Consider the following 14953-nt stretch of genomic DNA (forward strand, 5'->3'; position numbering starts at 1 on the left):
TTGATAACAATGCAAAAAATAACACTCTCGCTGCTGGCTCTGAGCCTGCTGAACGCCAGCGCCGCCTTCGCGGAGACCGTCACCCCGGTGCCTGCTTCTATTGCCAGCCATGATGGCCCGATCCGTATTGCGGTGATCCGCAATCTCGGCTCCGATGACAACACCACCCAGTTCGTCGCCGGTGCCATTCAGCAGGGTCGCCAGCTGGGCTTCAAAGTCAGCACCTTTCTGAGCAACGGCGATGACGCACGCTTCCAGGATTTCGTGAATCAGGCGATCAGCCAGAAATATGACGGCATTGTGCTGTCACACGGTAAAGCGCCTTATGCCAGCGGACTGGTGAAGCGGATTGCCGATGCGGGCATCAAACTGTCAGTGTTTGATACGCCGGTGGATAGCCCGATTCCGGGCGTGACCGTCACCGCGCAGGATGACGCTTCACTGGCGCAGCTATCGCTGGGCCAGCTCATCCATGATTTCAACGGCAAGGCGAACATCGTCAAGCTGTGGGTCGCGGGTTTCCCGCCAATGGAGCGCCGTCAGGTGGTGTATGAAAAACTGCTGAAAGAGAATCCGGGCATTCATCAGCTGGAGTCAATCGGGGCGGTTTCAACGGACGTTCAGGGCGACACCGCCAACAAAATTGGCGCGATTCTGGCGAAATACCCGAAAGGCAAAATCGACGCAATCTGGGGTGCCTGGGATGCCTTCAGCCAGGGCGCTTACAAAGCGCTGCAGGAAAATGGCCGCACTGAGATAAAGCTCTACAGCATTGATGTTTCGAATCAGGATTTGCAGCTGATGCGCGAGAAAAACAGCCCGTGGGTGCAGACGGTGGCGGTCGATCCTAAAACCATCGGCGCGGTCAATATGCGTCTGGTGGCGAAAAAGATTGCCGGTGAAGAGACGCCAGCAACCTACCAGTTTGCAGCGGCGTCAATCTCTCAGCAGCAGCTGAACAGTCAGGCTGGCGCGGTAAACGTCGCGTCGCTGAACACGATCATTCCAGGCTGGGGCGGCAATCAGGATTTCGTCGCGCCGTGGTTTGCTACTCTGGCGGCCAAATATAAGAAGTAATGCGCTGTCAGCCTCGCCGTGGGGTGAGGCTGACAATTACAGACCCAGCAGCAGCTGACGCTCAAGCTGGGGATCCACCATGGTGACATGCAGTCCTACCAGCCGCACGCCCCGCCCGGCTCGACGCTCATCCCAGGTTTTACGGGCGATGGCGATCATGTCCTCTTTATTCAGCACCGGCCAGATATGCTCCTGGGTCGTCTGCTGAAAATCGCTGAACTTCAGTTTGACGCCCTGCCGTGCGACCTGCCTGTCAGGGCGGATCTGCGTCAGCCGTCGCTCCAGTTCCGCATAGAGAAAATCGATAATCTCCAGGCAGGCATCCCAGTCGCTGATGTCCTCCGCCAGCGTACGCTCCACCCCCAGCGATTTACGCTCGCGCTCAACGATGACGTCACGATCATCAATGCCATTGCTGCGCTCCCACAGCACCCGGCCAAACTTACCAAAGCGTTTCAGCAGCAGCGCTAAGTCTGCCTTCTGCACATCCCCGCAGGTGACCAGCCCCATCTCTTCCAGTTTTTTGGCTGAGACCTTACCGACACCGGGAATCTTCGCCAGCGGCAGCGTCAGCAGAAAGCCGGCCATCTCCGGCGGCGTGATCACATACTGCCCGTCCGGCTTGTTCAGGTCCGAGGCGATCTTCGCCAGGAATTTGATCGGGGCGATGCCCGCCGAAGCGGTCAGTCCGGTTTCGCGGTAGATGGTAGCGCGTATTTCCTTCGCCATCAGCGTGGCAGAGCCGTGACAGTGCGGACTGTCGGTGACATCCAGATAGGCTTCATCAAGGGAGAGCGGTTCAATCAGCGGGGTGTAGCGGGTAAAGATGTTGCGGATCTGCGCGGAGGCTTCTTTGTAGGCGTCGAACCGGCCCGGCAGCAGACGCAGATGCGGGCATAACTTCAGGGCCATACCGGTTGGCATGGCGCTGCGCACGCCAAATTTACGGGCCGGGTAGTTAGCCGTGCTGATCACCCCGCGGCGTTCGCGGCTGCCACCAATGGCGATCGGGATATCGCGCAGCTGGGGATTATCACGCATCTCCACCGCGGCATAGAAGCAGTCCATATCGACATGAATGATTTTACGCATACCCCCTCCGGCACTGGATAAGTATACAGTTGTCAGGGGTAACTGCAATATTTGTCGCGCCGACGATTAAAGTTTACAAATTTCTCGCCGAATATCTTTCAGTAAATCGCGAATCTGACCGTCGGCGTCTTGCTAAAAAAACAGACAATGTTTAATGTTGCGCTGCGGTAGCGGACAGTTCCGATAATGCAAACAAAGACGCACAATTTGCGTCATGTTCTCTTCACCTCAAGGTATACACAGCATGGGCAAAATCGCACTCCTGTTTGCGATGATTTTACTGCCAGCTCTCAGCATGGCAATGACTCCCGAACCCGTCTCAGCGGCACCGGTCAGCAAAGAATTAAAGAAGCAGTTACTCGGCACCCCGGTCTATATCCAGATCTTCAAGGAAGAACGCACGCTCGAACTCTACGGCAAAATCGGTAACGAATTCCGCCTGCTGGATACCTATCGCATCTGTAACTTTTCTGGTGGCCTTGGCCCGAAACGGCGTGAAGGCGATTTCAAAAGCCCGGAAGGTTTTTACAACGTGAAGCTGAATCAGCTGAAGCCGGATAGCCGTTTTTATCGTGCGATCAACATTGGCTTCCCGAATCAGTACGATCGTAATCAGGGCTACAGCGGCAACTACCTGATGATTCATGGCGACTGCAAGTCGATTGGCTGTTATGCCATGACCAACGCCTACATGGATGAGATTTTTACCTACGTGAATGCCGCGCTGCGAAACGGCCAGCAGGATGTCAGCATCAGCATCTATCCGTTCCGCATGACCGACAGCAACATGCAGCGTCACCGCTACTCCACCTATGCCAGTTTCTGGCAGCAGCTGCAGCCGGGATACGCTTATTTTGCGAAATATCACCAGCCGCCGATGGTCAATGTTGCCAGCGGGAAATATGTAATGAACAGCAGCCCGGCACCGGTTTTAGCCAGTCCCGAAGCCGCTTCACGTTCATTCCTGGCGCTCTCCAAGGCAGAATAACGCCCATTCACCTGGCGCAATCCGCTGCCAGGTTTCATTGGCCGTCAGTGGCTGCGTCGCAATCACCGTCACCACGTCATGCGGCGTGGTGTGCTGCTGAAAATCAACCTCCACATCCTGATCCAGTAACTGCGCCCGGCCAAACGGTGCGCGGCGGGTGATCCAGAACAGGTTGGTGGAGCAGAAGGCCATCAGATAACGGCCGTCTGACAGCAGCATATTAAACACGCCCTTCTGCCGTAACGCACCGGCCAGCTCACCGATAAAACGAAACACAGCAGGCCAGTTGCCCGGCGTGCGCGGATAGCGCGTCGCCAGCTGATGCAGGATCCAGCAGAACGCCTTTTCACTGTCCGTTTCGCCCACAGGCCGGAATGTGCCGGTTTCCAGCTGACGATAGCCCCTGAGCTGCCCGTTGTGCGCATAGGTCCAGTTTCGGCCCCACAGCTCGCGGGTAAACGGGTGGGTGTTTTCCAGCGACACCTGACCGCGATTCGCCTGGCGAATATGCGCCACCACCGAATGCGATTTGATCGGGTACTCCTGAACCAGACGCGCAATCGGCGAGTTAAAGCTCGGCAGCGGATCTTTAAACGTACGACAACCTTTATCTTCGTAAAAGGTAATGCCCCAGCCATCTTTGTGAGGCCCGGTTCCACCGCCACGCTGAACCAGTCCGGTAAAACTGAAACAGATATCCGTGGGAACATTGGCGCTCATCCCGAGCAATTCGCACATAGCCACCGCCTTAAATTAAGCGGCCTCCCGTCCGGCAGGAGGCCAGCACAATTACTTCACCATCTCTTTTTCAATCAGCAGCATCAGGATGTGGATCACTTTAATGTGAATCTCCTGGATACGGTCAGCATAACCAAAGTGTGGCACGCGTATTTCAATATCGGCACTGCCTGCCATCTTACCGCCATCTTTACCGGTCAGGGTGATCACTTTCATCCCCTGCGCACGGGCAGCTTCAATCGCTTTAATGATATTGGCAGAGTTACCGGACGTTGAAAGGCCCAGCAGCACGTCGCCCGGACGCCCTACCGCTTCCACATAGCGCGAAAAGACATAGTCGTAGCCAAAATCGTTACTGACGCAGGAGAGATGACTGACATCTGAGATGGCAATCGCCGGATAGCCAGGACGATTTTCACGGTAGCGACCGGTCAGCTCTTCGGCGAAATGCATTGCATCGCAATGGGAACCGCCGTTTCCGCAGGAAAGCACCTTGCCGCCCGCCTTGAAGCTGTCGGCCAGCAGCACCGCAGCACGTTGGATCGCATGAATATTGGCGTCATCGCTGAGGAATTTAGTCAGCGTATCAGCAGCTTCATTAAGCTCAGAGCGGATGATGTCCTGGTACATAGGGATGTCCTTTTTTAGGAGAGGTTAATCGCAGCAAGTTTAACGGAATGGCCGGTCAGCGCAAAGCGTCATGCCATGTCCGGCCAGGCCACGGCGGCGATTATCATTGCCACCATTGATGCAAAAATGGGCTAAAAACGGTTTTTGTGAGGCAGGTTGTAATTGCGATGTAAACAAATTGATAAATCCCTCCAACTGCTCTAAACCTCTCTACATAACAGGTCAGACCTCTTACTACTTGGAGCGGTTCATTATGATGGTTGTTTCGATACTTGCCACGGTGGCGCTAATTGGCGCCCTGTTCTATCACCGCCTGTCGTTGCAGCTCAGCAGCGTGATTCTGCTGCTGTGGACTGCCGCGATGGCTGTCGCGCACCTCTGGACGCCATGGCTTCTGCTGCCGCTGGCGATCATCCTGCTGCCGTTTAACCTGCCATCGCTGCGTCGCAGCCTGTTCTCGAAGCCGATCTTCCAGCGCTTCCAAAAGGTGATGCCGCCGATGTCGCGCACCGAGAAAGAAGCGATTGATGCGGGCACCACCTGGTGGGAGGGCGATCTGTTCCAGGGCAAACCGGACTGGCAGAAGCTGCATAACTACCCGCAGCCGCGCCTGACCGCCGAAGAACAGGCGTTTCTTGATGGCCCGGTTGAAGAAGCCTGCCGCATGGCCAGCGATTTTCAGATCACCCATGAGCTGGCCGATATGCCACCGGCACTCTGGGCCTACCTGAAAGAGCATCGTTTCTTCGCGATGATCATCAAAAAAGAGTATGGCGGACTGAATTTCTCCGCTTATGCGCAGGCCTGCGTGCTGCAAAAACTGTCGGGCGTCTCAGGGATCCTGGCGATTACCGTGGGCGTGCCTAACTCACTCGGTCCGGGCGAACTGCTGCAACACTACGGTACGGAAGAGCAGAAAAATCACTATCTGCCGCGACTGGCACGCGGTGAAGAGATCCCCTGCTTCGCGCTGACCAGCCCGGAAGCAGGTTCAGATGCCGGTGCAATCCCCGATACCGGCGTAGTCTGCATGGGCGAATGGCAGGGTCAGCAGGTGCTGGGCATGCGACTGACCTGGAACAAGCGCTACATTACGCTGGCACCTGTCGCTACCGTACTGGGTCTGGCCTTTAAACTCTCCGACCCGGATCATCTGCTCAGCGACAACGAAAATCCTGGCATTACCTGTGCGCTGATCCCAACCCATACACCCGGCGTGGAAATTGGCCATCGCCACTTCCCGCTTAACGTGCCGTTCCAGAACGGGCCGACACGCGGCAACAACATCTTTGTGCCGATTGACTATATTATCGGCGGCCCGGAAATGGCCGGTCAGGGCTGGCGGATGCTGGTGGAATGTCTGTCAGTGGGACGCGGCATTACGCTGCCATCGAACTCAACCGGCAGCCTGAAAACGGTGGCGCTGGCGACAGGCGCTTATGCCCATATCCGCCGTCAGTTCCGGGTATCAATCGGTAAAATGGAAGGAATTGAAGAGCCGCTGGCGCGCATTGCCGGTAACGCTTATGTGATGGATGCGGCGGCCACGCTGATTACGGCCGGTATTATGCAGGGTGAAAAACCAGCGGTGCTGTCGGCGATTGTGAAATATCACTGCACCCATCGCGGTCAGCGCGCCATTATCGACGCCATGGATATTGCTGGCGGTAAAGGCATTATGCTCGGCAACAGCAACTTCCTGGCCCGTGCCTATCAGGGTGCGCCCATCGCCATCACCGTGGAAGGCGCTAACATTCTGACCCGCAGCATGATTATCTTCGGACAGGGTGCTATTCGCTGCCATCCTTATGTGCTGCAGGAGATGGCGGCGGCAGCCAGCAACGATGTGAACGCGTTTGATCAGGCGCTGTTCAGCCATATCGGTCATGTCGGCAGCAGCACCCTGCGCAGCCTGTGGCTGGGCTTAACCGCCGGACGCACCAGCGCCAGCCCGACCCGCGATGGCACTCGCCGTTACTATCAGCACCTGAACCGCATCAGTGCCAACCTGGCGCTGCTCTCTGATGTGTCGATGGCCGTACTGGGCGGCAGCCTGAAACGTCGTGAGCGTATCTCGGCGCGTCTGGGCGATGTGCTGAGCCAGCTCTATCTCGCCTCCGCGACGCTGAAACGCTATGACGATGAAGGTCGCAACGAAGCCGATCTGCCGCTGGTTCACTGGGGCGTGCAGGATGCGCTGCATCAGGCGGAAGTCGCCATCGACGACCTGCTGCGCAACTTCCCGAACCGTCTGGTGGCGGGTGCATTGCGGATGACCATTTTTGCAGGCGGGCATCACTGCCCTGCGCCGTCTGACCGTCTGGATCATCAGCTGGCAAAAATGCTGCAGCAGCCGTCAGCCACCCGCAGCCGTCTGGGTCGTGGCATGTACCTGACGCCGAGTGAGCACAACCCTGCCGGTCAGCTGGAACAGGCATTGCAGGATGTGATGGCGGCAGAAGTGATCCATGACAGGCTGTGCAAACAGACGAAGCAGCACCTCTCCTTTACCCGCCTGGATGCGCTGGCGAAGCGTGCGCTGGAACAGGGCTGGATTGATGCGAAGGAAGCGGAAGTGTTACAGCGTGCTGAGGCCAGCCGTCTGCGCTCCATCAACGTGGATGAGTTTGAGCCAGATGCACTGGCAGTTCCGGTGCCGGAGAAAGCCCCTCAGCCCGCGTCGCGCACCAGCGAGGCGGCATAGGATTCAGTGCCGATGTGATGTCGGCACCGGGTACTGAACTTAAAGCGATGGGCGCCTGCGCCCGGAGTAAAGCGTAGCAGGCCAGGGATGGCGTTTTTGGCGTCTTTACGGAGGGCGTAGGCTCCCTGAGACAGTACTGTTTTTCGAGGCCGACATCCTGTCGGCCTTTTTTTATCCTGCCTGGCGGATGCGGGCAATCAGCGCATCCACATCATCAACATGATCGGCCGCCAGAATCAGCGTGCGTCCCAGGTTAATCGCGTTACCAATGCAGTCCGTGCGCATCGCCGGATCGGCAATCAGCTTCATATCCGCCACGTGTGACATCCCCACCGTGCGGCGAATCAGTTCGGTGCCGCAATAACCGATGGTATCGGCCCAGGCTTTACGTAAAAACGCCTCCGCATAGCCAGGATAAGCCAGTGCCTCATCGCGGGTTTTCTCTGCTGCCAGCGCCAGGAAGCCTGACGCAAAGGTTGACCAGAGGGTGTGAACATCGCTGAGACGCTGCTCACGAGCATCGGCAGCGTCACGCGGAGGCAGCAGGCCCGGCAGCGCGCAGTAGTTAATCAGCAGGTTGCCTGCCGCAGTACCAACATCAAACCCCACCGGACCAAAATACCCGAACTCCGCATCGATCGCCTTCAGGCTGCCGTCAGCCACGAAAATCGAGCCACTGTGAATATCACCATGCAGCAGCGCTTCGGCATGCGCAAAAAAGCGATGCTTCAGACCGCCGACGGCAATGCGTAGCGCATCATCATTCCGCAGGCTGGCGACCAGCGGCTCAAGCGCGTCAGGGTAGCTGTTACGCTCATGATCGGTGTAGGGATCGTTAAAGAAAAGATCCTCGGTGATTTCACACATTTCCGGATTAATGAAACGCGCCACTTCCGCTTTTTTCTGGTGCGGATGCAGAATGAAATCGGACGTATGAAACAGGGTCTGTGCCAGATAGTTGCCTAACTGCTGAGCCGCTTCCGGGTAATAAGCGCCCTTCACCAGCTCGCCGCGCCAGATGCGATGGCTGGAGAGATCTTCCATCACCATCACCGCCAGATCCGCATCATAATGGGTGATCTTCACCGTGTGCTGCGGACAATATTTATAGTGCTCGACCAGGGTCTGCGCTTCCAGCCGCGCCCGATCCAGCGTCAGGGGCCAGGACTCCCCCACGCAGCGCACATACGGCAGCGCCTGCTTAACCACCACCCGACTCCTGCCCTGATCGTCATAGATTTTAAACACCAGGTTGAGGTTGCCATCACCAATCTCTTCTGCGCTGCTCAGCGCGGCAGGATTGTCCACGCCGCCAAATTGTCGGGCATATTCCACAGCATCAGCAGCAGTAAAAGTACGGTATTGCGACATTGCCTGTTCCTCATCATTCGAAGGGGGTCACTCAGGTGTAATAAGCCGTTCAGACGTCTATACATCCGTTCAGCATGTTGGCACAATACGCATCATTAACGCAACATGGATTTCACCCACAATGCAGACACTTCAAACCACCAGCTTACAGGTTCGTGATAATCAGCTCTGGATCCTCGATCAGCAGGCGCTGCCGCAGCAAAAAAACTGGCTGCCCGCGCACAGCGTGGCCGGGCTGGTTGAACATATTCATGCGCTGCGGGTGCGCGGTGCACCGCTGATCGGCCTCTCCGCCTCGCTGCTGCTGGCTCTGCTGGCAGAACAGGGACAAACGCATACGGAACTGGCGCAGGCGCTGGAGACCCTGCGGGCCGCCCGTCCGACGGCTGTCAACCTGATGAACAATCTTGACCGGATGAAACTGGCGCTGGCGCAGCCGGACTTTATCTCCGCGCTGGCTGAGGAAGCCTGGCGACTGGTACAAGAGGATAAGCAGCTGTGTGACGCCATTGCGGAGGCGGGTTGCACGCTGGTGAAACCCAACAGCCAGCTGCTGACCCACTGCAATACCGGCGGGCTGGCCACCGCTGGCACAGGCACGGCGCTGGGCGTCATTGCCCGTGCGCATCAGCAGGGTCTGATCACGAATGTCTGGGTGGATGAAACCCGCCCGCTGTTGCAGGGCGGCCGGTTAACCGCCTGGGAACTGGGCGAGCTGGCGGTGCCCTACACGTTGATTACCGATTCCATGGCTGCCAGCCTGATGGCCCGTGGAGAAGTGGATGCGGTGTGGGTCGGCGCTGACCGCATTGCTGCCAATGGCGATGTCGCAAATAAAATCGGCACCTACAGCCTGGCAGTGCTCGCCCATTATCATCAGATTCCGTTTTACGTAGCGGCCCCGCATACCACGCTGGACCGCAGTTGCCCTGACGGCGCAGCGATTCCCATTGAGCAGCGCGCCGCAAGCGAAGTGACGGGCGTGGCAGGCAGTTTTGGCAGCGTGCAGTGGGCACCGGAAACAGCGAAAGTCTGTAATCCGGCGTTCGATGTCACGCCCGCCGCCCTGATCAGCGGCTGGGTACTGGATACCGGCGTGGTCACGCCTGACCAGGTACGGGATGGCATCTTCCAGCCACAGTAACCCTCTGCGAGGCGTGTGCCGCTCACGGTAAACGCCTCGCCTGATCGACAGGCTGACTACGCCAGACGCGGATAGGCATCCGCAATCTTATCGCCGGTGAAGTTCGCTACCCAGCCTTCCTGATTATCGAAAATGCGGATAGCCGTGAAGTGCGGTGACGACCCCATATCAAACCAGTGCGGCGTGCCTGCGGGCACCGAGATCAGATCGTTCTTTTCACAGAGGATCTGGAGGATCTCGCCATCCAGATGCAGACAGAACAGCCCGGCGCCCTCAACAAAGAAACGCACCTCATCTTCGCCGTGCGTATGCTCATTGAGAAACTTCTCGCGCAGCACGGTTTTCTGCGGATTATCGGCGCGCATGCTAATCACGTCCCAGCTCTGATAGCCCTTCTCCGCCACCAGCCGGTCGATCGCATGCTGATAGGCGTTGATCACCGTTTCCGCATCCGGGTTTTCACCCAAATCGCGATCGGCTTCCCAGCGCTCAAAACGGACGCCTTTGGCGTTCAGGCGTTCACGAATCGCGTCCGCATCGGTACTCTGCCATACCGGCTGGCTGGCTTCGCGGTCGGTAAAAATAGTCAGTGCGCTCATCCTAAATCGACTCCGGGTTAATCTGGGAAAAATCCGTCACCTGACGATGGCGGCTCTCGCCGTCCGCATCGCCACGCAGTAATTGCAGCGTCTGCCAGCCCGCCTCTGCGGCGGCATCCAGTTCCTGATGAATATCGGAGAGAAACAGCAGTTGCGCCGCTGGCTGGCCAATTTCAGCGGCGATAGCGCGATAGGCTGAAACCTCGCGTTTGGCACCCACATGCGTGTCAAAATAGCCGCTGAACAGGCCAGTAATATCACCTTCGTCGCTGTAGCCAAATAACAATTTTTGCGCCGCAACCGAGCCAGAGGAATATACATAAAGTTCAATGCCCTGCGCCTTCCAGCGGCGCAGCGCAGGCTGGACGTCGGGGTAGAGATGACCGGTAAAACTGCCGTTCACGTAGCCGTCGCGCCAGATCATGCCCTGCAGCGCTTTCAGGCCGGTTGATTTACGATCCTGATCCATAAAACCGAGCAAAATATCCGTCACGGCAGCCAGATCAGCCTGCGGCTGACCGGCCTCTTCACGCACTGACTGCAGCGCCGCCGCAACTTCAGGTTGCTGGGCATTGTCACGCAGGAAGGCAGGCAGATGCTGACGGGCATAGGGAAACAGGATGTTATGTACAAAGCGAATATCGCTGGTGGTGCCTTCGATATCAGTAACAATGGCGCGAATCATGCTTTCTCCAGCAGGCGACGTTGACGTTCACATTCAAATAAAAATTCCAGACCTTCCAGATGACGGCGCGCTTCGCTGACATCCCGGCCCCAGCAGGTTAAACCGTGGCCGCGCAGCAGAAAACCGTAACGCAGCGGAAAGCGGGCGGCGTAATCTTCAATTTCTGACGCCAGCGCCGCAATACCCTGGCTGTTATCGAACACGGGAATAGCCAGCGTATCCAGATGCGTGTGCTGGCCGCTTAGCGATTTTTGCATCTCGTAGCCGTGCAGCAGCAGCGCCGCGCCCTGCTCCACCCGCGACAGCACGGTGGAATTTACCGTATGGGTATGCAGTACCGCACCCGCTTCAGGAAAGAGGCGATAGATCATCGTGTGCAGACCGGTTTCTGCCGACGGCTTACGGCCAGAAAGCGACTGGCTGGTGGCAATATCGACCTCGATAAAGTCATCCCGCGTCAGCGTGCCTTTATCTTTGCCCGATTCACTCAGCAGGCAGACATGCTCATCGCGGCGCACGGACATATTCCCGCCGGTGGCCGGTGCCCAGCCTTTCGCCCCAATCCAGTGACAGGCGGCGACCAGCTGATCTAACGGAAGACTCTGCGACATAAAGGTTCCTTGCGGTGAAATGTGATCACAGGTGGCTCAGATAATGATAATGAAAATACAACAGCGCAAAAATGTTAAACAGCCAGCAAGCGTACGTGACTTTCGAATCCTCTTCTCCAGGTCCTGCCAAATGATCCGTGTGTCAGCAAGGCGGCAAGTGCGCTTATCCCCGGGAGCTTACATGAGTAAGTGACCGGGGTAAGCAAGCGCAGCCAACGCTGCTGACGCACGGAGCATGTCGGCAGGACAAGGCGGCAAGTGCGCTTATCTCCGGGAGCTTACATGCGTAAGTGACCGGGGTAAGCAAGCGCAGCCAACGCCGCTGACGCACGGAGCATGTCGGCAGGACAAGGCGGCAAGTGCGCTTATCCCCGGAGCTTACATGAGTAAGTGACCGGGGTAAGCAAGCGCAACCAACGCAGAAGAGAGGTGGAGCATGACGCATTTAGCCGTCTAAGCGTCTTGATTGCCAAATACTACCATCCTGTTTATAGTGGCACAAACACCGGGTGACACCGCATCAATCTTCGCGCTTAAGGCCTGACACCATGACGCAGCACAACCTGATCCCCGAGAGTAAGCTTCCTTTACTCGGCACCACGATTTTCAGCCAGATGAGTGCGCTGGCACAGCAGCACAACGCCATTAATCTCTCGCAGGGCTTTCCCGATTTTAGCGGCCCGGACTATCTGCAGCAGCGGCTGGCGTATCACGTCAGCCAGGGCGCGAACCAGTATGCCCCGATGACCGGTGCGCTGCCGTTACGTGAGGCAATTGCAGAGAAGACCGCCCGGCTGTATGACTATCGTCCTGATGTGGAAACGGACGTTACAGTGACGGCGGGCGCAACCGAAGCGCTCTATGCGGCGATTACCGCGCTGGTGCGGCCGGGTGATGAAGTCATCTGCTTTGATCCCAGCTACGACAGCTATGCGCCTGCGGTGACGTTATCAGGCGGCGTCATGAAACGCATTACGCTGCAGCCGCCCGCCTTCCGGGTGGACTGGCAGGCATTTGCTGAGCTGCTGAGTGACAAAACCCGGCTGGTGATCCTGAATACGCCGCATAATCCTTCGGCGACCGTCTGGCAGCAGCAGGATTTTGCCGCGCTGTGGCAGGCAATTGCCGGGCTGCCGGTCTATGTGCTGAGCGACGAAGTTTATGAGCACATCTGCTTCGATGAGGCGGGACACGCCAGCGTGCTGGCCCATCCGGAACTGCGTCAGCGCGCCATTGCGGTCTCGTCGTTTGGCAAGACCTTCCACATGACCGGCTGGAAAGTGGGCTACTGCATTGCCCCTGCGGCGATCAGCGCTGAACTGCGCAAGGTGCATCAGTACCTTACCTTCTCGGTAAACACGCCAGCACAGCTGGCGATTGCCGATATGCTGCGTGAGCATCCGGAACACTATCTTGCGCTGCCCGCGTTTTATCGTGACCGCCGCGATCGGCTGGCAACGGCCCTGAGCAGCAGCCGCTTTAACGTCCTTCCCTGCGAGGGCACCTACTTTTTGCTGGTGGATTACAGCGCCATCTCCGATCGGGATGATGTCAGTTTCTGCCAGTGGCTGACACGCGAAGTGGGCGTCGCCGCTATTCCACTGTCGGTCTTCTGCGCCGATCCTTTCCCGCATAAACTGATTCGTCTCTGTTTTGCCAAACAACCGGCGACATTAGATGCCGCCGCGGAGCGCTTATGTCAGCTTTAAAAATTACCGTTTTGCAGGAGACGCTGAGCTGGATGGATGGCGAAGCCAACCTGCGCCATTTTGACGCACAGCTGGACGGACTCACCGGCCGCGATCTGATTGTACTGCCGGAGATGTTTACCACCGGCTTTGCGATGGAAGCGGCAAAAAGCTCGCTGCCGCAGGCGCAGGTGGTGGAATGGCTGCATCAGCATGCCCGCCGCACTGATGCACTGGTCGGCGGAAGCGCGGCTATTCAGACCGACAACGGCGCGGTAAACCGCTTCCTGCTGGTCGAACCGGACGGCACGCTGCATCAGTATGATAAGCGTCACCTGTTCCGCATGGCGGATGAGCATCATCACTATCTGCCTGGTGATCAGCGTCAGGTGGTTGAGTGGCGCGGCTGGCGCATTCTGCCGCAGATCTGTTACGACCTGCGCTTTCCGGTCTTCTCGCGCAACCGCAACGATTACGATCTGGCGCTCTATGTCGCCAACTGGCCTGCGCCACGCGCTCTGCACTGGCAGGCGCTGCTGTTAGCGCGGGCAATTGAAAATCAGGCTTATGTGGCTGGCTGTAATCGCGTCGGCAGTGACGGCAATCAGCATCACTACAGCGGCGACAGCCAGATTATTTCACCGCAGGGTGACATTCTCAGCGCGGCTGAGCCGCATCAGCGCGCCCGGCTGGATGCCGTGCTGTCGCTTGAGGCGCTTCAGGCTTACCGCGAGCGTTTCCCGGCCTGGCAGGATGCGGATCGTTTTTCGCTGTAAATCACGGGCGCGGCAGTTACCCCTAGCTGCCGCGATACGTTGACCAGGACCAGGGCGAAATCAGAAACGGCAGATGGAAATGGCTGCCCGCCTCGGCAATCATAAAATCAATCTGCGCACTGACGTAGAGCGCATCCCGGCCAGCGACGGCAAAATAGTCGCCAATTTCTGCGGTTAAACGGTAATGGCCCGGCGTCAGCGGCTCTGGCGTCAGATCTTTCAGACGCCCGTCGCTGTCCGTTTGACCCTGTGAAACGGGAAACCAGCCTTCCGGGCTGTTCTGCTCCAGTGAAATCGCCACGCCGCTGGCGGGTTTGCCCAGCGCGGTGTCCAGAATATGGGTGGTAACGGTACTCATTGCATCGTCTCCTTAAGGCGTAACAGGGTAATTTCGCGCAGCTGATCCAGCGCCTCCTGCTGCTCAGCAGAATCGCTATTCTGCAACCGACGCTGCAACTCTGCCAGCATCTGCTCGCCACTGCGCCCTTTTGCGCGAATCAGAAACACCCGGCCAAAACGCGCTTCGTACGCCTGATTGCCCTGCTGCATCGCCTGCTGCAGGGCGTGACCGGCCTGCTGCATCGCAGACTGCTCACCACGCGACAGGGTCGCTTCTTTATCTGCACCAGCGGCGCGTTCACCAATGCGGGGATGCGCCGACAGGGCTGCCGCAAGATCGGGCTGCTGCCACTGGCGGGCAAGCGCATCGGCGGTGGCCAGTAGCGCGTCGGTGGTGGCAAAAGGCCTTGCCGCCACCAGCGACTGCTGCCAGTGCGGGATCGCCACACAGTGCCGGATGGCCACCTGGGCCTCGTCAGCCGCCAGCTGATTAAATGTGGCTAATTCCATG

15 protein-coding genes are annotated in these 14953 nt (G+C 57.8%); 6 read left to right on the forward strand and 9 right to left on the reverse strand.

Annotated elements, in window-relative coordinates; translation table 11 throughout:
• Positions 1–9 precede the first annotated feature (9 nt).
• Positions 10–1077 (forward strand): sugar ABC transporter substrate-binding protein, encoded by a 1068-nt coding sequence (locus tag N5J69_RS10245; RefSeq protein ID WP_279770042.1) that lies wholly within the window; start codon positions 10–12, stop codon positions 1075–1077.
• Between the two features lie 36 nt (positions 1078–1113).
• Here N5J69_RS10245 and dinB read toward each other — a convergent pair whose 3' ends face one another.
• On the reverse strand, positions 1114–2169 hold the full coding sequence (gene dinB / locus N5J69_RS10250) for a DNA polymerase IV (protein ID WP_279770043.1): 1056 nt from the start codon (positions 2167–2169) through the stop codon (positions 1114–1116).
• A gap of 244 nt (positions 2170–2413) precedes the next feature.
• Between dinB and dpaA the strand changes: the two genes are divergently transcribed.
• Positions 2414–3157, forward strand: coding sequence for a peptidoglycan meso-diaminopimelic acid protein amidase (dpaA, locus tag N5J69_RS10255; RefSeq protein WP_279770045.1), 744 nt, complete (start codon positions 2414–2416; stop codon positions 3155–3157).
• On the opposite strand, the gene N5J69_RS10260 is transcribed toward dpaA, so the two are convergent.
• Together N5J69_RS10260 and lpcA are read right to left on the reverse strand one after the other, a co-directional pair.
• Positions 3128–3895: a class II glutamine amidotransferase gene (locus N5J69_RS10260; RefSeq protein ID WP_279770046.1), complete on the reverse strand. Its 768-nt coding sequence runs from the start codon at positions 3893–3895 to the stop codon at positions 3128–3130. The genes dpaA and N5J69_RS10260 overlap by 30 nt on opposite strands.
• Positions 3896–3946: 51 nt before the next feature.
• Entirely contained in the window at positions 3947–4525 is a 579-nt protein-coding gene (gene lpcA / locus N5J69_RS10265; protein ID WP_013356896.1) for a D-sedoheptulose 7-phosphate isomerase, read from the reverse strand.
• A gap of 253 nt (positions 4526–4778) precedes the next feature.
• Here lpcA and fadE point away from each other — a divergent pair, with 253 nt between their 5' ends.
• Positions 4779–7229 carry an acyl-CoA dehydrogenase FadE gene (gene fadE / locus N5J69_RS10270; protein WP_279770048.1) on the forward strand — a complete coding sequence of 817 codons (2451 nt, stop codon included), beginning with the start codon at positions 4779–4781 and terminating at the stop codon, positions 7227–7229.
• A gap of 171 nt (positions 7230–7400) precedes the next feature.
• Here the strand turns inward: fadE and mtnK are convergent, their stop codons facing one another.
• Positions 7401–8600 carry an S-methyl-5-thioribose kinase gene (gene mtnK / locus N5J69_RS10275; RefSeq protein WP_279770049.1) on the reverse strand — a complete coding sequence of 400 codons (1200 nt, stop codon included), beginning with the start codon at positions 8598–8600 and terminating at the stop codon, positions 7401–7403.
• Positions 8601–8721: 121 nt separating this feature from the next.
• Here mtnK and mtnA point away from each other — a divergent pair, with 121 nt between their 5' ends.
• On the forward strand, positions 8722–9744 hold the full coding sequence (gene mtnA / locus N5J69_RS10280) for an S-methyl-5-thioribose-1-phosphate isomerase (protein WP_279770051.1): 1023 nt from the start codon (positions 8722–8724) through the stop codon (positions 9742–9744).
• Between the two features lie 56 nt (positions 9745–9800).
• Here mtnA and N5J69_RS10285 read toward each other — a convergent pair whose 3' ends face one another.
• Genes N5J69_RS10285 through N5J69_RS10295 form a run of 3 tightly spaced genes read right to left on the reverse strand, consistent with a single transcriptional unit; the run spans position 9801 to position 11639 of the window.
• Positions 9801–10343 (reverse strand): acireductone dioxygenase, encoded by a 543-nt coding sequence (locus tag N5J69_RS10285; protein WP_279770053.1) that lies wholly within the window; start codon positions 10341–10343, stop codon positions 9801–9803.
• Position 10344: 1 nt separating this feature from the next.
• Positions 10345–11028, reverse strand: coding sequence for an acireductone synthase (gene mtnC / locus N5J69_RS10290; RefSeq protein WP_279770055.1), 684 nt, complete (start codon positions 11026–11028; stop codon positions 10345–10347).
• Positions 11025–11639, reverse strand: a complete 615-nt coding sequence (locus tag N5J69_RS10295) for a methylthioribulose 1-phosphate dehydratase (RefSeq protein WP_279770057.1) — start codon at positions 11637–11639, stop codon at positions 11025–11027. Before N5J69_RS10295 ends, mtnC begins: the two co-directional genes overlap by 4 nt.
• 548 nt (positions 11640–12187) lie before the next feature.
• On the opposite strand from N5J69_RS10295, the gene N5J69_RS10300 reads away from it, so the two are divergent.
• Both N5J69_RS10300 and N5J69_RS10305 read left to right on the forward strand, forming a co-directional pair.
• Positions 12188–13348: a pyridoxal phosphate-dependent aminotransferase gene (locus tag N5J69_RS10300; protein WP_279770058.1), complete on the forward strand. Its 1161-nt coding sequence runs from the start codon at positions 12188–12190 to the stop codon at positions 13346–13348.
• Positions 13336–14103 (forward strand): amidohydrolase, encoded by a 768-nt coding sequence (locus N5J69_RS10305; RefSeq protein ID WP_279770059.1) that lies wholly within the window; start codon positions 13336–13338, stop codon positions 14101–14103. The genes N5J69_RS10300 and N5J69_RS10305 overlap by 13 nt, the downstream gene beginning before the upstream one ends.
• A 22-nt stretch (positions 14104–14125) precedes the next feature.
• Here N5J69_RS10305 and uraH read toward each other — a convergent pair whose 3' ends face one another.
• Both uraH and uraD read right to left on the reverse strand, forming a co-directional pair.
• Positions 14126–14461: a hydroxyisourate hydrolase gene (uraH, locus tag N5J69_RS10310; RefSeq protein ID WP_279770060.1), complete on the reverse strand. Its 336-nt coding sequence runs from the start codon at positions 14459–14461 to the stop codon at positions 14126–14128.
• Positions 14458–14952 (reverse strand): 2-oxo-4-hydroxy-4-carboxy-5-ureidoimidazoline decarboxylase, encoded by a 495-nt coding sequence (gene uraD, locus N5J69_RS10315; protein WP_279770062.1) that lies wholly within the window; start codon positions 14950–14952, stop codon positions 14458–14460. The genes uraH and uraD overlap by 4 nt, the downstream gene beginning before the upstream one ends.
• Between the last annotated feature and the right edge of the window lies 1 nt (position 14953).

The organism is Pantoea sp. GD03673 (assembly GCF_029844725.1).
Lineage (GTDB): Bacteria > Pseudomonadota > Gammaproteobacteria > Enterobacterales > Enterobacteriaceae > Pantoea.